The 21,689-nt window shown below is 49.1% G+C and carries 23 protein-coding genes; 10 read left to right on the top strand and 13 right to left on the bottom strand.

What is annotated here, in order from left to right; translation table 11 throughout:
• Positions 1–26: 26 nt before the first annotated feature.
• Positions 27–959 carry a LysR substrate-binding domain-containing protein gene (locus tag OGV79_RS10940; protein ID WP_047458702.1) on the bottom strand — a complete coding sequence of 311 codons (933 nt, stop codon included), beginning with the start codon at positions 957–959 and terminating at the stop codon, positions 27–29.
• A 171-nt stretch (positions 960–1,130) separates the two neighbouring features.
• Between OGV79_RS10940 and OGV79_RS10945 the strand changes: the two genes are divergently transcribed.
• The 9 genes from OGV79_RS10945 (at position 1,131) to OGV79_RS10985 (ending at position 9,891) form a co-directional block, all read left to right on the top strand.
• Positions 1,131–2,081, top strand: a complete 951-nt coding sequence (locus tag OGV79_RS10945; RefSeq protein ID WP_286468318.1) for a branched-chain amino acid ABC transporter permease — start codon at positions 1,131–1,133, stop codon at positions 2,079–2,081.
• A gap of 10 nt (positions 2,082–2,091) precedes the next feature.
• Positions 2,092–3,198: a branched-chain amino acid ABC transporter permease gene (locus tag OGV79_RS10950; RefSeq protein WP_115181955.1), complete on the top strand. Its 1,107-nt coding sequence runs from the start codon at positions 2,092–2,094 to the stop codon at positions 3,196–3,198.
• Complete coding sequence (locus tag OGV79_RS10955; protein WP_012133754.1) at positions 3,195–3,962, top strand: ABC transporter ATP-binding protein; 768 nt, start codon at positions 3,195–3,197, stop codon at positions 3,960–3,962. Before OGV79_RS10950 ends, OGV79_RS10955 begins: the two co-directional genes overlap by 4 nt.
• Complete coding sequence (locus tag OGV79_RS10960; RefSeq protein WP_199971289.1) at positions 3,955–4,674, top strand: ABC transporter ATP-binding protein; 720 nt, start codon at positions 3,955–3,957, stop codon at positions 4,672–4,674. Before OGV79_RS10955 ends, OGV79_RS10960 begins: the two co-directional genes overlap by 8 nt.
• A 27-nt stretch (positions 4,675–4,701) precedes the next feature.
• Positions 4,702–5,859: a branched-chain amino acid ABC transporter substrate-binding protein gene (locus tag OGV79_RS10965; RefSeq protein WP_199971288.1), complete on the top strand. Its 1,158-nt coding sequence runs from the start codon at positions 4,702–4,704 to the stop codon at positions 5,857–5,859.
• A 17-nt stretch (positions 5,860–5,876) separates the two neighbouring features.
• On the top strand, positions 5,877–6,359 hold the full coding sequence (locus OGV79_RS10970) for an L-2-amino-thiazoline-4-carboxylic acid hydrolase (protein ID WP_012133757.1): 483 nt from the start codon (positions 5,877–5,879) through the stop codon (positions 6,357–6,359).
• Positions 6,356–7,579, top strand: coding sequence for a Zn-dependent hydrolase (locus tag OGV79_RS10975; protein ID WP_286468319.1), 1,224 nt, complete (start codon positions 6,356–6,358; stop codon positions 7,577–7,579). The genes OGV79_RS10970 and OGV79_RS10975 overlap by 4 nt, the downstream gene beginning before the upstream one ends.
• A gap of 269 nt (positions 7,580–7,848) precedes the next feature.
• The gene (locus OGV79_RS10980) at positions 7,849–8,832 is read left to right on the top strand and encodes a DUF1852 domain-containing protein (RefSeq protein ID WP_199971286.1); all 984 of its coding nucleotides are present in this window, start codon (positions 7,849–7,851) and stop codon (positions 8,830–8,832) included.
• Between the two features lie 27 nt (positions 8,833–8,859).
• Positions 8,860–9,891 carry a methionine synthase gene (locus OGV79_RS10985; RefSeq protein ID WP_114847660.1) on the top strand — a complete coding sequence of 344 codons (1,032 nt, stop codon included), beginning with the start codon at positions 8,860–8,862 and terminating at the stop codon, positions 9,889–9,891.
• 222 nt (positions 9,892–10,113) lie between these two features.
• Here OGV79_RS10985 and OGV79_RS10990 read toward each other — a convergent pair whose 3' ends face one another.
• The 10 genes from OGV79_RS10990 to OGV79_RS11035 form a co-directional block, all read right to left on the bottom strand.
• Positions 10,114–11,811, bottom strand: a complete 1,698-nt coding sequence (locus OGV79_RS10990) for a DUF2326 domain-containing protein (protein ID WP_353622143.1) — start codon at positions 11,809–11,811, stop codon at positions 10,114–10,116.
• Between the two features lie 10 nt (positions 11,812–11,821).
• Positions 11,822–12,070, bottom strand: a complete 249-nt coding sequence (locus OGV79_RS10995; RefSeq protein ID WP_286468320.1) for a hypothetical protein — start codon at positions 12,068–12,070, stop codon at positions 11,822–11,824.
• Entirely contained in the window at positions 12,070–13,029 is a 960-nt protein-coding gene (locus OGV79_RS11000; protein ID WP_286468321.1) for an SMEK domain-containing protein, read from the bottom strand. Before OGV79_RS11000 ends, OGV79_RS10995 begins: the two co-directional genes overlap by 1 nt.
• A 493-nt stretch (positions 13,030–13,522) precedes the next feature.
• Positions 13,523–13,795: an ogr/Delta-like zinc finger family protein gene (locus OGV79_RS11005; RefSeq protein ID WP_023225877.1), complete on the bottom strand. Its 273-nt coding sequence runs from the start codon at positions 13,793–13,795 to the stop codon at positions 13,523–13,525.
• Positions 13,795–14,556 carry a phage polarity suppression protein gene (locus OGV79_RS11010; protein ID WP_052945431.1) on the bottom strand — a complete coding sequence of 254 codons (762 nt, stop codon included), beginning with the start codon at positions 14,554–14,556 and terminating at the stop codon, positions 13,795–13,797. Before OGV79_RS11010 ends, OGV79_RS11005 begins: the two co-directional genes overlap by 1 nt.
• A 400-nt stretch (positions 14,557–14,956) precedes the next feature.
• Positions 14,957–17,629 (bottom strand): TOPRIM and DUF927 domain-containing protein, encoded by a 2,673-nt coding sequence (locus OGV79_RS11015; protein ID WP_286468322.1) that lies wholly within the window; start codon positions 17,627–17,629, stop codon positions 14,957–14,959.
• Positions 17,626–18,009: a DUF5375 family protein gene (locus OGV79_RS11020; protein ID WP_286468323.1), complete on the bottom strand. Its 384-nt coding sequence runs from the start codon at positions 18,007–18,009 to the stop codon at positions 17,626–17,628. The genes OGV79_RS11015 and OGV79_RS11020 overlap by 4 nt, the downstream gene beginning before the upstream one ends.
• The gene (locus OGV79_RS11025; protein WP_141238304.1) at positions 18,006–18,290 is read right to left on the bottom strand and encodes a hypothetical protein; all 285 of its coding nucleotides are present in this window, start codon (positions 18,288–18,290) and stop codon (positions 18,006–18,008) included. The genes OGV79_RS11020 and OGV79_RS11025 overlap by 4 nt, the downstream gene beginning before the upstream one ends.
• A 31-nt stretch (positions 18,291–18,321) precedes the next feature.
• A complete protein-coding gene (locus tag OGV79_RS11030) occupies positions 18,322–18,681 on the bottom strand; it encodes a hypothetical protein (protein ID WP_286468324.1) in 360 nt (119 codons plus the stop codon).
• Entirely contained in the window at positions 18,674–18,850 is a 177-nt protein-coding gene (locus OGV79_RS11035) for a host cell division inhibitor Icd-like protein (RefSeq protein ID WP_020437332.1), read from the bottom strand. The genes OGV79_RS11030 and OGV79_RS11035 overlap by 8 nt, the downstream gene beginning before the upstream one ends.
• A 130-nt stretch (positions 18,851–18,980) precedes the next feature.
• On the opposite strand from OGV79_RS11035, the gene OGV79_RS11040 reads away from it, so the two are divergent.
• Positions 18,981–19,154 (top strand): hypothetical protein, encoded by a 174-nt coding sequence (locus tag OGV79_RS11040; RefSeq protein WP_164519984.1) that lies wholly within the window; start codon positions 18,981–18,983, stop codon positions 19,152–19,154.
• Positions 19,155–19,606: 452 nt separating this feature from the next.
• Here the strand turns inward: OGV79_RS11040 and OGV79_RS11045 are convergent, their stop codons facing one another.
• Both OGV79_RS11045 and OGV79_RS11050 read right to left on the bottom strand, forming a co-directional pair.
• A complete protein-coding gene (locus OGV79_RS11045; RefSeq protein WP_286468327.1) occupies positions 19,607–20,431 on the bottom strand; it encodes a hypothetical protein in 825 nt (274 codons plus the stop codon).
• On the bottom strand, positions 20,428–21,618 hold the full coding sequence (locus tag OGV79_RS11050) for a tyrosine-type recombinase/integrase (RefSeq protein WP_181219014.1): 1,191 nt from the start codon (positions 21,616–21,618) through the stop codon (positions 20,428–20,430). The genes OGV79_RS11045 and OGV79_RS11050 overlap by 4 nt, the downstream gene beginning before the upstream one ends.
• Positions 21,619–21,689: the final 71 nt, after the last annotated feature.

The raw sequence follows: 21,689 nt of genomic DNA on the forward strand, positions 1-21,689 counted from the left end.
TATTCGCTTCATATGCGGTGACATCGTTATACGGTAGCCGCTTCGCGCCTTAACCAGTTCTGTAATAGCTTGCCATCCTGCGTCATTTCACTATCCTGGCGGACGCACAAATAGTAGTCGCGCCCGTCATCTATTGGCAGATCGAAAATCTTCACCAGCTCGCCTTTGTCCAGGTACGGCATAATGAGGGGTTCGCGCATCAGGGCGCATCCCAGTCCTGCCTGTACGCCCGCCAGCGTGAGCAGACCGTCCTCAAACAAGGGGCCGCTGCGCGGCGGGGAACGCTTCACGCCCTGCTGAATAAACCATTGATGCCAGGTGGTTCGTTCTTCATCATGCAGCAGCGGCATCTGCATCAGTTGCTCCGGGGTATCAATATGACCATGCAGTCGCAAAAACGCCTGGCTGCATACTGGCACCATACGCCCGGAAATCAGTTTTTCACTCTGGTATCCCGCCCAGTTGCCATTGCCGAAGCGGATCGACATGTCTGAAGCGTCACTCAGATAGTTGCGGTGATTGGCATACACCACGTTAATCTCGGTATGCGGATTCGCGCGCATAAACATCGGCAGGCGAGGAATAAACCAGCCCATCCCAAAAAGCGGAATCAGGCTAATCGTTACCTGCCGGGTCTGCTCCTGCTCCACCAGATGCTCCGTCGCCTGACGCAAAACGTTAAACGCCGCACGGATCGAACGATAATATTCACGCCCTTGCTGGCTCAGCGCCAGTCGTCGCCCATGCCGTTCGGTGAGCGCGATTTGCAGATATCCCTCAAGTAATTTGAGCTGATGGCTAACCGCAGATGGCGAAATCGCCAGTTCCCTCGCGGCTTGCGTCACGCTTCCTAACCGGGCAATGGCTTCAAAGGCGCGCACCGCCCGCAACGGAGGATCGTTGGCAAGGCGACTCTCCGCAAAGGAGGGTAATGTCGTCAATTGTTCTGTTTTATTCATATATTGATTTCTTTAGGCTATAAGCTTGTTTTGTGATTAATAAAATAATCATATTAATCATTAAGATATAAAAATATCTGTTTATCATAAGAAATAATATATGTGTATTTTACAATTTTATTCAATTATTGGATGGTACCCACTGAAAGAGCAATTTGTCGGGTACAAACGTTGGACACACTCATACAACAACTGATAAACGGTGTGATGCTGGGCAGCATCTACGCGCTGATCGCGCTGGGCTATACCATGGTGTATGGTATTTTGCGTATTATTAACTTTGCTCACGGCGATATCCTGATGGTTGGCGCGCTCACTACGCTCTCCGCCATCAATGTCCTGAATCATACCTTCCCTGCTATGCCGCAGTTACTGCAACTCGGTGTAGCGCTGCTCATTGCGATGGCCGTCTGCGCCCTGCTGGCGATGGCGGTGGAACGTTTCGCCTATCGCAGGCTGCGTAACGCCCCACGGCTGGCTCCGCTGATCTCCGGTATCGGCGTTTCCGTATTACTGCAAACCGTGGCGATGATCGTCTGGACCCGCAACCCGCTGATGTTCCCGCAGCTCCTGTCGATGGCCCCGATCGCCGTGACCTCCGGCGGCGAAACTCATCCACCCGCGATTATCACTCTCACCGGCATTGTCACCGTCGGGCTGGCGCTGGCAGTCATGACCGGTCTGTGGCTGCTGGTTGAATACACTCGCCTCGGGCGAGGCATGCGCGCAGTGGCAGAGAATCCGCGGGTCGCCACGCTGATGGGCGTTAACCCAAACGCCATCATCACCCTGACGTTTGCTATCGGCGGCATTTTTGCGGCGCTGGCCGGCGTGATGATGGCGAGCAACTACGGTAACGCCAGCTTCTCAATGGGCTTTCTCCCCGGAATTAAAGCGTTCACCGCCGCCGTGCTTGGCGGCATTGGCAATATTCGCGGTGCGATGATCGGCGGGATTTTACTGGGTGTCATAGAAGCGCTGGGTGCGGGCTATCTCGGTGAGCTCACTAACGGCGTCTTTGGCAGTAATTACCAGGACGTGTTTGCCTTCATCGTGTTGATCCTGGTGCTGGTATTCCGTCCGGCAGGTTTGCTGGGCGAGCGCGTGGCGCACAGAGCGTAAGGGAAAATCAATGACAACCGTACAACTGCAAGCTCCAGCCACGACGCGCAAATTCTGGTCAGGCATGACCTTGTTCTGCATCGCATTGCTGATCGCTCCTGTCGTTGCCAGTCAGCTTGGCGGTAACTACTGGGTCCGCGTGATCGATTTCGCCCTGCTCTACATCATGCTGGCGCTGGGGCTCAATATCGTCGTGGGCTATACCGGCCTGCTGGATATGGGGTTTATTGCCTTTTATGCCGTTGGGGCTTATCTGGCCGCTCTGCTGGCCTCTCCCCATCTGTCTGAGGTGTTCCCAATCCTCACCGTCTGGTTCCCGGACGGGCTACATACCTCGTATCTGCTGATCGTTCCGGCTGCGGCACTGGTCGCTGCCGTATGCGGCATTTTGCTTGGCGCACCGACGCTGAAGCTGCGCGGGGATTATCTGGCAATTGTTACGCTGGGCTTTGGCGAAATTATCCGCATTCTGATGCGCAACCTCGATCGCCCGCTGAATATCACCAACGGTGCCAAAGGCATCACCGGCGTGGATACGCTTAACCTGTTTGGCCTGAAGTTCAGCGGTGTTTATCACTGGCTCGGCTTTAAAGTACCCGCGTTGTGGCTGTGGTACTACCTGCTGATGCTGGTCATTGTGGCGATCATTTTTGTCTGCCTGCGCCTGCAACACTCACGTATCGGTCGCGCCTGGCACGCGATTCGTGAGGACGAAGACGTGGCCCGCGCGATGGGCATTAACGTGCGTAACTATAAGCTGCTGGCTTTTGCTATGGGCGCCTCGTTTGGCGGCGTCGCTGGCGCACTGTTTGGCGCGTTTCAGGGATTTGTCTCCCCGGAATCCTTCACCCTGCAAGAGTCCATTGCCGTGCTGGCGATGGTGGTGCTGGGCGGTATGGGCCATATCCCCGGCGTGATCCTCGGTGCGGTGCTCCTGACCGCCCTGCCGGAACTGCTCCGTAGCCAGGCGGCCCCTGTTCAACAGATGTTGTTCGGCACGGTACTGATTGACCCGGAAATTTTGCGTCAGCTCTTCTACGGCCTTGCACTGGTGCTGGTGATGCTGGTTCGCCCATCCGGTATCTGGCCGGTTCGCCACAAAGAGGTGAAAGCATGAGCCTGTTAACCGTGAGCAATATGTCCAAACGCTTTGGCGGCCTGACCGCCGTGGACGATGTTTCGCTTTCCATCAATAAAGGCGAGATCTACGGTCTGATCGGCCCCAACGGAGCCGGAAAAACCACCTGTTTTAACCTGATTACCGGGCTTTACCCGGCAGACAGGGGGGCGTTTTTTATTGCAGACCAACCCTATTACCCAAAACAGATAGAGAAAGTCACCGCCGCCGGGATTGCACGCACTTTTCAAAACGTGCGTCTGTTCAACGAGATGTCGGTGCTGGAAAACGTGATGGTCGGTCGCCACGTTCGTACCCGTAATGGGCTATGGGCTGCACTGAGCCGTCATAAACGCGCCCGTGAGGAAGAAGCGCAAACCCGCGAACAGGCCTGGCGCTGGCTGGAGTACACCGGCATTGCAAAGTTTGCCCATTACCGCGCCTGCGATCTGGCCTATGGCCACCAGCGTCGTCTTGAGATCGCCCGCGCGCTGGCTACAGATCCGCTGCTTCTGGCGCTTGACGAACCTGCTGCGGGGATGAATGCCGCCGAGAAGGTCGCACTTGGCGAGCTGTTAATCCGTATTCGTGAAGATGGCAAAACCCTGCTGATGATCGAGCACGACGTCAAGCTGGTGATGAACATCTGCGACCGCCTGACGGTGCTCGATTACGGCAAAACGCTGGCCTGCGGCACGCCGGATAGCGTGCGTCGCGACCCGGCAGTTATCGCAGCCTGGCTTGGAGGCAATAAGCATGTCTGAGTTACTGAAGGTGGAACGCCTGGATGTGCATTACGGCGGTATTCAGGCCGTTCGCGATATCTCCTTTACCCTGCATGAGGGTGAACAAGCCACGCTGATTGGCGCCAACGGCGCGGGTAAAAGTTCCACCGTGCGCGCCATCACCGGGCTGGAAAGTTTTAACGGCAACATTGAGTTCAATGGCAAAGCCGTACGCAAACAGAAACCGGAGACGCTGCTGCGCAACGGGCTGGTGATGGTGCCGGAAGGTCGCGGCATCTTTGCCCGCATGACGGTGCTTGAAAATTTGCAGATGGGGGCATGGTTAAGGCGTGACACCGCCAGTGTTAAGCGCGAAATGGCAGAGATTTTTGAGCGTTTCCCGCGTCTTGGCGAACGCCAGCACCAGCTTGCAGGGCTGCTCTCTGGCGGCGAACAGCAGCTGTTGGCGCTCAACCGCGCCCTGCTGAGCCGCCCGCGTTTGCTGATCCTCGACGAGCCGTCTATGGGGTTAGCCCCCAGGATGGTGGAAAACATTTTTACCGTGATCGCCGGTCTGCGCGCACGCGGCGTCGCCCTGCTGCTCATTGAACAAAACGCCCGACTGGCGCTGGAAGTAACCGACAGCGCCTGGGTGATGGACAGCGGCAGCATTGTGCATCACGGCGAGTCGAAAGCGATGCTTAATGACGATCAAATTGCACAGATTTATTTGGGCGAAATGCCTGTTTAACACACTCACCAACAGCAGGGAAAAACAATGAAAACAGTAAAAATCAGTGCGCTCAGCGCCGCTATTCTGCTCAGTAATTTTGCCTCTACAGGTGCATGGTCAGCGGAAAGCGAAACCGTGACCATCGGTCTTGCAGGCCCGCTTACCGGCCCGTCTGCCCGTATTGGTAAAGATCTGGAGAACGGCGCCCAACTGGCGATTAACGATATCAACAAGCAGCACCCGACCATCGGTGGTAAAGCGGTGACCTTCAGGCTGCAATCTGAAGACGATCAGTCTGACCCGCGCACTGCCGTGGCTGTGGCGCAGCGTCTGGTCGATAGCGGCGTGGCGGGCGTGGTCGGCCACTGGAATACCGGCACCAGTATTCCGGCAGCACGCGTTTATCACGATGCGGGTATCGCCCAGGTCGCGCCTGTTGCCACCGGCCATGCCTATACCAGACAAGGCTTTGATACCAGCTTCCGTGTGATGGGGCATGACGACGACGGCGGCCAGTTTGCCGGTCAGTACGCGGTGAATACCCTGAAGGCAAAACGTATTGCCGTGATCGACGACCGTACCGCATTCGGTCAGGGGCTGGCTGACGAGTTTATAAAATCACTTGAAGCGCAGGGCGTGAAGATTGTTGACCGTCAGTACGTTGACGACAAAACCGTGGATTTCAGCGCCGTGCTGACCGCCATTCGTAGCAAAAACGCTGACCTGATTTTCTTCGGCGGCGTGGATAGCCAGGCCGCGCCGCTGGCGCGTCGTATCAAACAGCTGGGTATGAACGCCACGCTGATGGGCGCAGGCGGCTTCGTCAGCCAGACCTTCCTGCAACTGGCCCAGAAAGAAGGTGAAGGCGTCGTGGCGCTGGAGCCGGGCCTGCCGGTTGAGCAGATGCCGGGCGGTAAGGCGTTCGAACAAGAGTATCAGTCTCGCTACCACACCCATATTGAACTCCACGCCCCATTCGCCTATGACGCCACCCGCGTTCTGGTTGCCGCGATGGAAAAAGCCGACTCTGTCGATCCGGCTGAGTATCTGCCGGTTCTGCGCGCAATAAGCTATTCCGGCGTTACCGGGCAGATCGCTTTTGATAATGAAGGCAACCTGAAATCGCCGTCTTTCACCGTCTACAAAGTCGTGGATGGTAAATGGCAGCCGCAAACGGTACTGGGCGGCGCCAAAACGAAGTAACGCAGTGAGGCAATGTGATGAGTGATAATAATGAGCTGGGCATTCTCGCCCGCCGCAAAATAGAAGCAGAGATTATTAAACCAATCTATGAAATCCTGGTGCGCGAGATAGGGAAAGCCCGCGCCCAGGCGGTCATTGGCGAAGCCATTGAGCAGGCGGCGATCGATGCCGGTAAAGAATTTGCGCGCAAGGAGCCGAATGGCACAGACGTGAAGAGTTTTATCGCCCTGCAATACCTGTGGGAGAAGGATAACGCGCTGGATGTCAAAGTGATCGACGCCGACGACAAGCAGTACAACTATAACGTCACCCGCTGCCGTTACGCCGAGATGTACCACGAGATGGGCCTCGGTGAGATTGGCCACCTGCTCTCCTGCGCCCGAGATGAGAAATTTATCGTCGGCTACGCGCCCGACGTGGAGCTGACCCGTACGACCACCATCATGCAGGGTGGCGCATGCTGTGACTTTCGCTATCGCACCAAAAAGGAAGACGTATGATCCGCGTGAACGCAGAGCGTTTATGGTCGACGCTTGAGATAATGGCGCAAATCGGCGGCACGCCAGCCGGTGGCGTCACCCGACTGGCATTAAGCAATGAGGATCGCCTCGCCCGTGATTTACTGCGCGACTGGGCGCAGGAAGCCGGATTTCGCTGCGAAATCGATAGCATGGGCAACATGTTTATTCGCCGCACCGGTAAAAAACCACAGCTTGCGCCGGTGATGACCGGTTCACACGTTGATTCTCAGCCGCTGGGTGGGCGATATGATGGAATTTACGGCGTGCTGGCCGGGCTGGAAGTGCTGCGTACGTTAAACGATCAGAACATTGAAACCGAACGCGATATTGTACTGGTCAACTGGACCAATGAAGAAGGCGCACGCTTCGCGCCAGCAATGCTGGCCTCCGGCGTCTGGAGCGGGCAGTTCACACAACAATACGCGTGGGCGCGTGAAGATCAGGATGGCATCAGCGTCGGCGAGGCGCTTGAGGCCATCGGTTACCGTGGCGACCAGCCCGCCGTCGCCTTCCCTGTCTACACCTGTTACGAGCTACATATCGAGCAAGGCCCGATTCTCGAAGAGGAAGGTATTGATATCGGCCTGGTGCATGCCGCTATGGGCCAGCGCTGGTTCAACGTTGTAATCCGCGGATTTGCCGCCCATGCCGGCACCACGCCAATGGCCAGCCGCCGCGATGCGTTGACCACCTTCGCCCGTCTGGCGCTGGCGGTGGAAGACATTGGCAATCAGCACGAACCTGACGGCAGAGCGACAATCGGCATGGCGCAGATTTCACCGGGATCGCGTAACGTAGTGCCAAGGGAAGTACATTGCAGCGTGGAGTTTCGTCATCCACAGACTGCCACCCTCCAGGCAATGGAAACGGCGCTTCGCAAGGCAACCGCCGATCTGAATCAGCGCGGCATTCAGCTCGACGTGGAGCGCATCTTCGATTACGCCCCCATCGCATTTGACGAGACCTGTCTACAGCGCAGCGCAAACGCGGCCCAGGCACTGGGATACAGCAGCAAACGGATGGTGTCCGGCGCCGGTCACGATACCTGTTATATCAGCAAAATCGCGCCCGCCAGCATGATTTTTATCCCCTGCGAAAAAGGCATCAGCCACAACGAGGCAGAAAACATTCAGCCGGAATGGGCAGAAAAAGGCGCTAATGTTCTGCTGCACAGCCTCCTGCCAGCTGCGCTTGAATAACAGAGCCAGGTGAACCGGTCAGGTGGAAGAATCACTATTCAACTTAATCGATTACAAGCATGACCGGGTTTGACCATACAGCAGACCATGAATATGACTCATGTTGTAATGAAATTAAGTCTCTTTCACTCATCCAGTGACTCTGGCATAAAAGAGACCTTACTCACTTATTGATAACATGAATACTGCTAAATAATAAAGTCAGGTAACTCTGTAAAATCAATAAATTAATTCAGTTTTCATATCATGACTTAGGATGCAGGATCACGATGAATAACGATTTTACATTTACGATCAAAAGCAGTCGCTTTGATGAACATTATAACCCTTCGGAAAATACGCGTATTACTACCAACTTTGCGAATCTGGCCAGAGGAAAGAACCGCCAGGAAAACTTACGCAACACGTTAGTGATGATTGACAATCGCTTCAATACACTGGCGTATTGGGATAACCCCAAAAGCGATCGTTATTCTATGGAACTTGATATCATTTCTGTTGCGATGAATATTAACGTTGATAGCAACAGCGATACATTCCCCGCTATTGAAATATTAAAAACCAATATTATTGACAAAAAGAACAACGAACGTTTTGAAGGTATTGTCGGGAATAATTTCTCCTCTTACGTGCGAGATTATGACTTTAGCGTATTACTGCCAGAGCATAACAAAAACAAACCTGAGTTTAGCATTCCAGATAATTTTGGTGATTTGCATGGGAACATATTTAAACATTTCATAAACTCAAGTGAATACAAAGAGCATTTCAAAAAACCACCTGTGATATGTCTCAGCGTGTCAAGTAACGATATCTATCATCGGACTGGGAATCAGCATCCTGTATTGGGTATCGAATACCAGCCAGGTGGTTCTTCGTTAACTGAGAAATACTTCAAAAAAATGGATTTGCAGGTTCGCTATTTTATGCCCCAAAATAGCGTTGCACCTTTGGCCTTTTATTTTTCTGGTGATTTACTTAGTGATTACACGAATCTTGAGCTTATCAGCACCATCAGCACGATGGAGACGTTCCAGAAGATTTACCGACCTGAAATTTACAATGCCAACGCCGCAGCAGGTCAATGCTATCAACCAAATCTGAACCACCAGGATCATTCATTAACAAAAATTGTTTATGATCGGGAAGAACGCAGCCAGCTGGCTATTGAGCAGGGAAAGTTTACAGAAGAGCATTTCATCAAACCATACAAGGATATTCTTGAAAAGTGGTCTGCTCACTACGCTCTCTGATTAACCGAAAATAAAAGGTCATCGATTATGAAAATATTACTACCCACTTCAACGGCTGGCAGTTTACCTAAACCTTCCTGGCTTGCTCAACCTGAGACGCTTTGGTCGCCCTGGAAATTGCAAAATGAGGAATTAATCGAGGGAAAACAAGATGCGCTACGTTTGTCCCTGGATGATCAACTACGGGCAGGTATTGATATTGTTAGTGATGGCGAGCAAACGCGCCAACACTTTGTCACCACGTTTATTGAACACCTCAGCGGCGTTGATTTTGAGAAACGTCAGATTGTTAAAATTCGTAATCGCTATGATGCGAGCGTACCGACCGTTGTTGATGCGGTAGCGCGTCAAAAACCCGTTTTTGTTGAAGATGCAAAGTATTTACGCCAGCTCACTCGTCAGCCGATTAAATGGGCGCTGCCAGGGCCTATGACGATGATCGATACGCTCTACGATGCCCACTATAAAAGCCGCGAAAAGCTGGCCTGGGAATTTGCAAAAATTCTCAATCAGGAAGCCAGAGAGTTAGAAGCTGCCGGTGTCGATATAATCCAGTTTGATGAGCCCGCATTTAATGTGTTTTTTGATGAAGTGAATGACTGGGGGATCGCCGCGTTAGAAAAAGCCATTGAAGGGCTAAAATGCGAAACCGCTGTGCATATCTGCTATGGATATGGCATCAAGGCCAATACCGACTGGAAAAAGACGCTGGGGTCAGAGTGGAGACAATATGAAGAAGCTTTTCCCAAACTGCAAACGTCTAATATCGATATCATCTCACTGGAATGTCATAACTCGCATGTTCCAATGGATCTGCTTGAACTGATTCGCGGTAAAAAAGTCATGGTAGGGGCCATTGACGTGGCAACCAATACCATTGAGACACCAGAGGAAGTCGCCAGTACGTTACGTAAAGCGCTTCAGTTTGTCGATGCCGACAAGCTCTATCCTTCTACCAACTGTGGTATGGCTCCTTTATCTCGTCGGGTAGCCAGAGGTAAGCTCGATGCCCTAAGCGCAGGCGCAGAAATCATCCGAAGAGAACTTTCGGCTAAATGACTCTGTTAATAACATACGGGCTTTGAGTTGATTTCGGTAGACCTGGGAAGAGTTTGAAATGGTGCGATAATAGGAGTGGCAAAATAAATTATCACATTGAAATAAAAGCAATTTTATTTATGGTTTGACTAAAATGCCCCCAAAAATGCCCCCACCTCGAAGCCATCCAGTTCAAAATGGTATCAAATCAGAGTTGGGGGCTTTATCCGACATCATTTTTTATCAGGATCTTGATTTTTCTTGATAGCGCCTTCCTAAAAATCTATTTGTTTTTGTTAGCGAAGCTCGCTTGAAGTAATTAATATCTAACTTAAGTTCTCTTTTATCAATTTCACTAATTTTATCACTGTTTAACGTCAAAATATATTGAGCATCATTCAAGCAACTGGATTTCTCTGCCAAATAGTTCAAGCTTTTGATTAATGTATCTTGATCCACATCAAAAATATTGTCATGAATTAATAATCCGGGATGACGCTCAAATGTTTCCTCTGTAAGTAAAAGAGCCAAGTCATAAAAGAAAACTTTTTCTCGTTCATTACTATGACTACCATCATCATCAATTCTTAAATCCATAGAGATAGTTTCTTTCTTTTCTGTTGCCTTAATTTCGAAAGAACATTTTCTATTGCCAAAAACATATTCATGCATTGATAAAATGGTTTCTTCAAAAGATTCAATAGTAGCTTCGTTATCCATAATAGAGAGATCTAACGAAATTATCATAGAAGATCGTTCTGACTTCTTAAGTTTCCATTTAGAATCAAAATCTTCAAACTTTTTAATCAAGGAAGATAGTTGCGAGTACTCTTCTAACTTCTTCTGATAAGTCATTATCAAAATTTTAAGGCTTTTAAACCCTCCAGCCTGCTCAAAGACACTAGCTTTTTCTTTACAAAGTTTATTTACTGTATATAGCTTGTCAGATATTTTTCGCAATTCAGAAAGTAATGTTTCTTTACGAGTATTTAACAAAGTATGTTGGAAGTGATCTATTTTTTTCTTGAATGAAATAACATCATCCAATTCTTTTTTGATTGCATCACCTAATCCAACTTTAAATTTATTATAAACCTCAATTACTTCTTCATCATTTATGTATACATCACCGACAAGAGAGTTTATTCTTGAAAGCTCTAATTTCAGTATTGTTCTTTTATTTCTCAACTCTTCTAATGAACTTTCTAATTCTGCTACTTCATCTTTTATCATTTCATAGCTGCTATCGCTATCAAGAGCATCCATAGCTTTTTTTATATGCTCAACTTTTGACTTGAGATCATTCACTTCTGCTTTTGCGGAACTAATTTTACTACCTGTTAAAAACTCGATATCTTTCTTTATTTTATTTTTTGTGGTTGATAAATCATCTATTTCTCGCTGCAAAATTTTTGCCTCTTTATAGGGAGAAATATCAATTCCTAACAAATAAAGATGCGGAGTATAATCGGCAGGTATATGTAATTTTGTGTCGAAGCACTCAACAATAGACTTAAATTCTGAACGTTCATCCCTTATCAGAGGACCTAGCATCGTTCTAAATGATGGATGAAGAAAAACTTTACTATTCTTAAAGGTAAGATTACTTAAATGAGATAGGGCATCATCTACCCCACTAAATTCTATTATTTTTCCATTTATTATAAGTGTTGGTTCATTATGCTTCCCAATAGAGCGTTGGGATATGATGTTAATATCACCAATATTAAAATCAAGGCATATTAAAATGTCTTTAGAAAAGTCAGAGTGAGGGATTTTAGAAACTCTACTCGACTTAAATTCTTTTAATAAACAAAAATTTATAAACTCTATTAAAAGAGTTTTACCCACTCCATTGGTTTTGTTGGATGTATCATCCTTCTCGCCTAAGATGAGATTGATGCCACTATAAAAGCTTACTGGCTCAAAAGATTCTGGCATGCTATAGAGTTTATTTATTCTTAACATTTTTATTTATCACATATGGCTCATCAAAATCGATAAGATCAAGAGTATAAAGAAAGACCATTCCAAAATAAATTGCACGAACTCCTAAAGAGTTGTTTTTCTTTAATTCCTTTGCTAAATCGAAAATACTAATTTTTTCTTTTTTAGTTTCATCAAATAAATTAAGGATCTTTGCCCCCACAATAGGAGGGGATTTTGTCAACTCCTCATCTTTTGAAAAATAACTTAACATTAAAGAATCTCCGAATTAGGAAAGACGTTACATGCAATTAAATTCTCAATTAAGAAAAATTTGATAGCAGTCTCATCATAATCTACATTTCGCTGACTCAACTGTTTAGAAAAATATTCTATTAAAGAATTAAGTGCCAAAATAGGGTTTGCATCATGGCTTCTTAACACTTTATCACTAAATGACTCTAAATACAAACTCATCTTTTTGTACTTTACTATGCCAATATCGCTTTGCTCTTTTATCGATTTAAATATCCCGCTATATAGTGGTGCTAACCCAATGTATAAGCCTATTAATTGCTCTGAATAATCTGAGAATCTTTTATATATTTTATTCTCAGGATTAGGTTCTTCAATAAAACCATTACCTGCCAATGGGTGATCATCATCACTCAATAACTCAATCATAGCAAACATAGTTGTAACTTCTTTCGGCGGCTTATCAGCAGCGCTGGTTGTAATATTACGTTCTAAGAATGAGCTTATTGCTGATATCTCAATATCATTTAAATCGTTTATCTTTCTAATTATATCTCTATAATCCCAAACATCATCTTTGATATTAATTACATAACGCCCTGCCACACCATATTCTTTTACTTTGTAATTTTTCCTTTTAGTTATATTCAGAACAATTAGTCTATCATATTTTTCATATTGCTTCTTTTTTATAAACCCATCAACGGTATTCTTAATTTTTTCTAATTCAGGGGTTGACGTTACTTGTATAGCAACTCTCATATTTTCATCAGCAAGATCAATTGCTTGATAGTTTTGATGTTCACTATTGGTGTTTCTTAAGTTATACCCAAAACATAAATTTAAAAAATCCCTATAAAAGAATTCAACTTGAACGTTGATATCCAAAAGATTAAGGGAGGCGTTAATCTCAACCCCTCTTGAGAGAACAGCTAAATAGTTTGTAATTTTTCTTATATTTTCAGCCCTTGCTAGCATCGACTTATCCTATTAATTAACGTCAACATTTACAAAGTAATTAACATTGCCTGGGCTGTTACATATGGCCAAAGCGACAGCATCCACTTTCTCATAACTTATTGTCTTTTAGAAGTATTGGTGAGGTCAAAGTTGATTGGGCTCTAATTTTGCGGTAGGCATAGCCGTCGAAAGCCGGTCAAATTCAGTACAGAACCCAATAAGACTGATCATTATACGATGATACAGTACGACAGAGTCGTTCGCTGTCACTTTCACTGCTGTCGCGAACAGCCCCGCCCGCCTGCCCGCTTCGCTTAACAGAATGGTTTTCATGCACCCCGTAAATTGCCTCAGGAGCCGCCACACAAGGGCTTTCGCGTCAAAAATGATGCATTAGACTCATGCGTTTTCATGCGCCATAGACATGCACTCATGCGCTCTCAGGCCAGCCAGGAAAAAGGCGTAAAAAATCCCGGTGCCGGGCCGGGATTAGGTAAGCGTTTTTTGCTAATCAGACAGGGATTTGCTGGCGGCTTGATAACTTTGATGCAGAACCATAGCGATTGAGCGTTTTCAGTTGTTTTTCCGGCACTTGTACTTTGTCTGATTCCTGTTCATTACGACGGGGTTTCATAATTATCGTATCCACACTTTCCAGTGCGGTAAATGTGCAGGAACATTCAAGATTCTGGCACTGATACCATGAGCGTTTAACCGATGGTGCTTCATAGGCGGAGGTTCTGGCGTGTGCCGTAGTGCCGCATTCGGGACATTTAAGTGCCATCAGATACCCTCCGCGGCTCGGTTACGTTTTTGCAGTTCTTCACGTTCCTGCCGGATCTTCATTTTATGAAGGGCCGCCGGAGAGGGAAGTTTGCGGAAATCAGCAAGGGCAGCATAATCCGGCGCAACACCTGCCAGTTTAAACACAGGGTCCTGTTCCGGCATCGCAGCGTTAGTAAGAGCCGGTTTGGTGATATGTTTGTGAATAAAGTCTTTCAGTACTGTGTCCGGGTCATTAACTGAATTCACCACCCCCACAACGGCACTGGCTTCCCGCCCCATTGTGGTTTTGAGCAGGCTCAGTGTCTGGATTAACGCCTTACCATGCGACTGCATGAAGTCTTCCCAGATTTGCTTTGCGCGAATTTCCACAAGGGTGTTATGTGCGCTGATATACTGCCCGGCTAATTTCCCGGCCTCCTGCGGTAATAAGGCATTTTCGCTTTCCTGAGCTGCCAGCAGTTCATCAAAATCCTCAAGCGTTTCTCGTCCCAGCGCAATTTCCGTGCGCAGTTTTTTCATTTCCTTTGAGACTACGCCCTGACTTTCACGAAACAGCGTGCGCCACTCCTCATTCAGCGCGTTAGTCGTGGCTTCCATTTCAGCGCGGCGCTGTCGGATTGTCGCAATATTATCTGCTGCCGCTTTTTGCTGACGACGTGCTTCAAGCCATGCGTTTCTGGTTGTGTTCAGGGTTTCCAGTGCCCGCTGCGTTACAGCCGGAAAAGTGGAAAGGATGGTATTCTCTGCGGTGTTGTTCATGACTTCTCCTGTCGGGTTGCTTCGTTACGTCAATTGTGTCGTGGCTGACACAAGCGCACTATCGGTGCTCAGTGTGTGGTGGCTGGCACAACGGTTGTTTGCGGTTATTCAGGCGTGGCTATGAAAGCCAGCCAGATAAAAATGCCTCGGTTTCAGTCTTCTTTATGTCCCTGATGCGGTGGAACAGGTGAAACATGTGTTACCGCATTGTTTTATAAAGTATTTATATGCACAGCACAGGTGGAACATCGCGGGTAACAAGGTGGAACAGCGGATCGGCTGGCGTTCCACCTGTTCCACCTCACTATTTCAAAAGGTGGAACAGGCTCAGCCCTTGTAAAATACGGTTGTTCCACCTGTTTCACCTGTTACCCTTAATAAATAAGACTCACGCAAAGCCTTAACCCGGCACCTCGCTGTTGAAGACATAGAGCCTGCGTGGATTCATCTCTGGCGGGCGAATGGTTGTCTGCAGCTTGCCATCGGTTGAGGGCAGCAGGTATCCACGATCCGCGCACAAACGCGCCACCTTGCGCGGGTCAAATCCCCGGCAGATTTCTTTCCAGCCGGACGGCATGACGTAGAACGTGGTGACGGCTTCCGTTCCCTGCGCGGTACTGCCTTTCTCCACCCTGCGCCAGCCCACCATATTGCCGGGGCGGTTGCGCTCGTCGTGCCAGTCTGCAAAGCGGCTGTACTGATTCGCGGTAAAGAAACTGCGTACCTGCTCCAGTGCGGCAATATCTTCCTGATTGGCGGTGTGCCCGCGATCTTTAAGCCATGCGTTCAGGCAGACGCGGGTTGCCCGCAGCGCTTCCCCCTCAGGCCAGCCGGTAATCCCCAGACGGGTTGCCAGCTCGCCCGCCATCGCCACCAGTGCAAATCGGTTGACGGCCCGGCCCACCTGATTACCCGAATCTTTCGGGGTCAGCGCGGCGGTATATTCCTTCATCAGTGACTTTGCCTGTGCCGTCAGCCCGTTAAGGTCATCGGTCAGGGCTTTCAGCCACTCCCGGAACGGCGAACCGTAGTAGCTGGACGTGGCCCACTCCAGATGCTCCGCCAGTGCCTTGCCGCTGTCGAAGCCGTGCAGCTCCTCAAATACGCCAAATTTCCCGGAATCGCTGGGGATCTGGATCATCCTGACTTCCATCCCGGCAAAGGTACGCTCACCAGCTTTTGCCGCATGTTCGGTCAGTGACAGCTCGCCGGTTGAAAAGAACAGCAGCCGCCATTGCTTACGGGTGCGCAGCTCACCGTCCGTACCGGCACGGCCCTTGCCCTGACCGTTTGCCAGCATGTAGGCGATATTGCCTGCCTCGCGTCCGTCCACCTCCCGGATCTCATCGAGCATCATGGCGGCATCGTTGCGGCGGCTGGCGCATCCCTCCAGCGCGTTGCCGGTTGCCCGCCACGTCTGCCAGTAATCAGGCCCACCGCAGACGGAGGTTGCCGCTTTCATGGTGGTAGTCTTACCGTCCGTCGATTCCCCCTTGAGGTGGTAACCGCCGCCGTCCATACCAACCAGCCGTAACAGTGGTGCAGCAAACGCCAGACTGACGGCAAACGCCACGCGGGAGTTGCCGGTGCAGTAGCGGGATACGTGCTCCCGCCACTCCTCCGTTGTGCCCGATACGCGGAAATCGCGCCCCTGCACGGAAGTGGTCTGGAGAATGACCCCCTCTGCACCTTCACCGCTGACCTCATCCTGCAGGACGTAAACCTGACCATGCCAGCCAGTGCGGCTGACGCAGGTCACGCGGCGTTCCGGTTTACACAACGAGATATATTCCATCAGGCGGGCGCGGGCCTCGCCGGTGGTGCTGATATAAGACAGCCCGTTAACCAGCAGAACCCGGCGCAGCTCCTCACCGCTGCCGCTCAGCATTTCCATCGGCATCGCCCAGCGGCGACGCTCTCCCCACGTATCTTCCCACTCCAGCAGCCGCCCGAAGTTACCGCCATCGGCATCGCAGGTGATTGCCGTCACGCGCAGCGGGTTGCATATTTTGACGTTCTGGATCTCCGTTTCACCATTGCGCTGTACCTGTTTTTCATACCAGAGATATTCCTGGGTAAGACGGAATCCGTGCGGCAGCTGCGTGCGGCCCTCCCCACACAGCACCAGACCATTACGAAAGGCTTCACAGGCGCGGGTTATACCGTGCTCACGATGGAAGTCATTCCAGTCAGCCTTAATCTCTCCCGGTGGCAACGTCACCCAGCCGCCGACGGCTTTTGCCGCCCGTTCAGCAAAGGATCTGCCGGGATTTTCGCCCCCGTCCTGAAAATCGTTATCACCGGCGATGATAATTTTTACCTCAGGCCAGCGTGCCCGCAGCGACTGCGCCACGTTGGGCAGGTTGCCTGCAGATATGGCAGCCACTACGCATCCGGCGGTGAGCTGGCTCACCGTCAGTGCCGTGGCGTAACCTTCGGTAATCACCACCTGTACCGGCGGTTCAGACGGTAACGGGCTGAGCGCCACAAACGCGCCTTTCATCGTGCTGCCGGGCAGTATGCTTTTTTCACCCGTCGGGGCGATAAGCTGCGCACCGGTCACGGCTCCGGCGTTGGTGGTGAGCGGTAACAACAGGGAACCGGCAGGAAAATCCTTACCGCTGATATGCTGCACGCTTCCGGTCAGGGAGGCCGGATATCCGGCAAATCCTTTCCCGTTCAGATAGGGGCTTTCTCCCGTGTGGCTCTCTTTCATCAGCGCCGCCACGGTAAGGCTCATATCGCGTTTAGGGGCTTTTTGCCTGGCGGGCTTAACGGGCAGTTCCTGCACATCCGGCACATTAAGCACCTGCGCCACCTCCTGCGCAGCCTTTCTGACGCCGTAACCAGTCATGAGCTTAACCAGATCCAGACCGTCACCATTGCCGCACTGGCTGCAAATCCACGTTCCGCGCCCGTCAAGATCATCGAGGCGGAAACGATCCTTGCCCCCACATTTCGGACAGGGACCGTGCCTGCCGTTTTCGGGTACATCAATACGCAGCATCTGCAGAATAACGGGCCATTTCCCCCGGGCTGCGGCTGAAATCTGCGTAACCGTCTGTGTTGTCATACTTCCCCCTGATGCAGCGGCACACCCGTGTTGCAGAAATCATCAAAGGCCGCCGGAAGTGTGCGGTACAGCTCCGCCATAACTTCACAGCCGCGCACGGTCAGTACCGGCGGCGCAGTCAGCAGTGACGGCTCCAGCATGTCAGTCAGCAGTGCCAGCGCGGCAGCGGCGCCCTGTGCTTCGCCGTACTCGTTAATCAGTGCGCACTCGATATGCAGGGCAATTGCCATTTCAATACGCTCAACCGTCAGGCTGTGCGGACCATACTGATCGCTGCCGGTTTCGTTCAGCGTTTTCTGCCGCCATGCCGATGCAATAGCCCGCCGGTACAGCGCGGTGGTCATTTCTGCCGGAAAAATAGAAACCTGCGGCTGGTTCATTGGGTGCCTCCTTCAATCAGTTCGCAGCTGTGCGCAATATCCGTCAAATCTGCCCGCAGGTACTCCATCAGCGCGGCAATGCCTGGCGCACAGCCGGCATCCAGCGTTCCGCCCTGAGACGGGTATTCAGAAAAGAGAAGCTGCAGCATGTCGCAGGCCTTTCTGGCTCTGTCCAGTTTTCCGAAACCGTCCTCTGACAACCCATATGCAAAAGCACCGGTATAGTGTTTTTCAGGCAAGGAGTGGCCCTGAGCACCGTTGTGCCCGTTTGAAATATTCATCGTGGATTACTCCGTTTTTAGCGGTGTTTTGTCAGAGAAACTTTGAATAGTGCTTGTCGTCAGGTTCAGCAGAACGCCGTATGCTGCGCTCCCGCCAGCGGGTAAATACCACTGACGGGTGCAGCGTCATCGGGCCGGAGCCACTACCGCCTGCCGGAACTGGTGAAGGTTTAAAGAGCGGCGCATCAAACAGGCGCGTATACCGCTGTTCAAACCATGCCAGAGGGCAGGAAGAAAGCTGGTTGTCGCTGTCATGACGTATCAGCACTTCACAGCTGAATTCAGGATTAACCAGCGCCACGGAGGGAGACGCTTCAATTAATCGGATGATTGTTACGGTCCAGCCACGTTCATGCTGCCAGCGTTCGCCGGGTTGCGGATAATTAAGCATGTTCACCTCCGCAGGGAATGCGACCGGCAAAGCTCAGCACGTAGTCCGGGGCCAGTCTGCGCTGCGCTGGGCGCTCGTTATCTGCGGTGATCCTTAACATCACTGGACGGGCATTGCGTTGACTGCGGTTGATCGCCGCAAATAACCAGGTACACTTCTGTTTAGCCATCTTCGTTACCTCTTTTAACGGTGGTTAAATGCTCGAGCGGTGTTCCAGCACTCTCGGGCATTGCTTTTATAGGCTTTCTAGCCCTACAATGGTAATTACCATGTAGGCATCATATGTTAGGGTAATTACCATGTCAACACCACAAGAAAAACGCTCTCCTCCATTCCAAATGCGTCTTAACGAAGATTTCAGGTTGCAGCTTGAAAATGAAATGCGCAAAGATGGAGATAACGCATTGGCATCTTGGATCAAGAGAATTTTACGTAAAGAGCTTCAATTACGCGGAATTGAGCCTAAAGGCTAAGCCGTTGGCTATTAATAAAATTAAACTCTACTGAATTGTGGGAGTAGACGCTAAGGTATTCCCACTTTTAATGTTTCTTGCCTTTTCCCTCATTCCTTCAAATTTCTGCCCAGAGTTTTCTTCGAACCCATCTCTCCACGTATAATAATCAGCTGCGCGCCAACGCGACATCCGTCCTATTTTTATAGGTTTAGGGAAACGATTTAAAGAAATCAACCGATAAATCCATTTATCACTTAGTAAGCAATCTGATGTAATAAACTTCATATCGATCAGAGAATCCATTGAAGGTCGTTGCAAAGTAGTATTGTCATGCTTGGATAACATTCATCATTCTCCGTTTATATAAGTCTATTGGCTTCAACATGGAAAATTAAAACACAGGTTATACATGAGAAAAATGTGACTAATGAGAAAAACCCAAAATCATTAGCCACAACAATTGTTAACTTTTAGTTAAATTTTATATTTTTCATGCAGCTACGCAGCAAACTTACAACAGTATCATAGCTCAAAGGCGGCTCTCCGGTCTTAGGCCAGAACTCACTGGCGTGTTGAAAAAGATAATCAGCTATCGCTGCTGGACTCTCTCTTCTTAACCTCATATCACGATGATAGAGCGCAATAATAGCCATGAGTATTTCAGCTCGAGGAACTGCATGCTTTTGTTTTTGCGCTTCAGATTGTGATTTATATTTGTTGGTGTTTTTTATCCTCTTTTGCTCACATGATACTAAATCAATGAATTTTTGAATCTGTATTTTTGTAATCCACAAAACCTCAAAAAGATAATAATTTTCTTTTTCATCATAATTAACATAAAGCATTGCCTTACAATTTACATTAGGTGTGCCTGCTACTAGAAAATGCAGAGGCCAGGAATCCGGTTGCCCTTCATGCTTAACTAACAAATCTTTATATTCATAATCAACAGCCCACAAACCGGATATGAAGCATCGAATAAAGCCATTTTTATCAATCAAATTATTTTCATCAGGAATTCTTATAGAACTTAAATCTGACAACATAATATTGCCATTTCTGTCTCGTGGTAAAATTTTCAGATTAGATAAGAACTCATCCATTTGGCAATCGATCTTCAAACCACATGAAACATCATACTCATCATCATGAAATTCCATGCATAACTCTACATCTCGTTCTCTAGCAAACCAGAGTATATCCTTTTCATTACAACCAATTTTTTCTGAAGCTTCATCTAATTGGTAGTAATCTCTAAGCAGAGAATCAGTATTATTAATTTTTAAAACATTCATTTATGAGTACCAACTAGCTCAGATAAATAATTAGCATACCATTGCATCATTTCTCTTCGCCCTTCGAGATATTGGGCATGGTTATAAATTCCACGAATAGAATTTTTGTCCAAATGAGCAAGCTGGGTTTCAATCCAAGCGCTGTTAAATCCTTTCTCATGTAGAATCGTACTCATCGTATGCCTGAAACCATGCCCCGTAACACGTCCTGCATATCCAATACGTTTAAACACCTGATTAATACTTGCTTCACTCATAAATTTGCTAGGATCGTTACGCCCAGGAAACATCAAAGGATAGTTCCCAGTCAGTTCCTTTAAGGTTTCAAGAAGGGCTAATGCTTGTTTTGAAAGCGGCACAAGATGAGCACGACGCATTTTCATGCGTTCTTTTGGTATTTCCCAAAGAGCGTTATCAAAATCAATTTCACACCATTCAGCAGCGCGTAGCTCACCCGTTCTCAGTCCAGTCAGGATAAGTAAATGTGCTCCCAGCACAACAATCGGGCTTCCTGTATAGGCATTCAGGGCGGTAAAGAACTCGGGTAACTCGGTGGCTTTAAGGAAAGGATAATGGGCGGCTTCGTGGCCCTGCATTGCGCTGGCGAGATCCGGTGCAGGATTGTAAATTGCTCGCCCTGTTACGATGGCATAACGGAAAACTTCTCCACATCGCTGGCGGACTTTCTTCGCTTTTTCCATCGCACCTCTGGCTTCTATCAGTCTCAGCACCTCCAGTAATTCGAGGGGTTTAATATCCGCAATAGGTCGTTGCCCGATATGGGGAAAGATATCCTTATCGAAGGCCTCAAGGATGTCGGAAGCGTAGCCCTCTGACCATTTTGGCGACTTCATCTTGTGCCACTCTAACGCTACCTCTTTGAACGGGTTGACTATCTCAGTAGCAGAGGTCAAAGCCAGCTTCTTCGCTTTCTTTACTTCGCCTGGATCGTTACCTGCTGCGAGTAATTTCTTTGCGTCTTCGCGCTTTTGCCTGGCATCGGCAAGGCTGACAGCTGGATAGACGCCAAAAGATAAGCGTTTTTCTTTACCCGCGAAGCGATACTTCATTCGCCAATATCGTGAACCATTGGGTTCTACTTGAAGATACAGGCCGCCGCCATCAGCGAGCTTATAGCTCTTCTCTTTTCCTTTGGCGGCTTCAACCTTACGGGCATTCAGCATCATTGGGGGCACATTTCCTAGACCGAACAGAACATGCCCCTGATTGTGCCCCCAATTGCATGTTGATTTCAAGA

The organism is Citrobacter sp. CK185 (genome assembly GCF_030333565.1).
Taxonomy (GTDB): Bacteria; Pseudomonadota; Gammaproteobacteria; order Enterobacterales; family Enterobacteriaceae; genus Citrobacter_B; species Citrobacter_B koseri.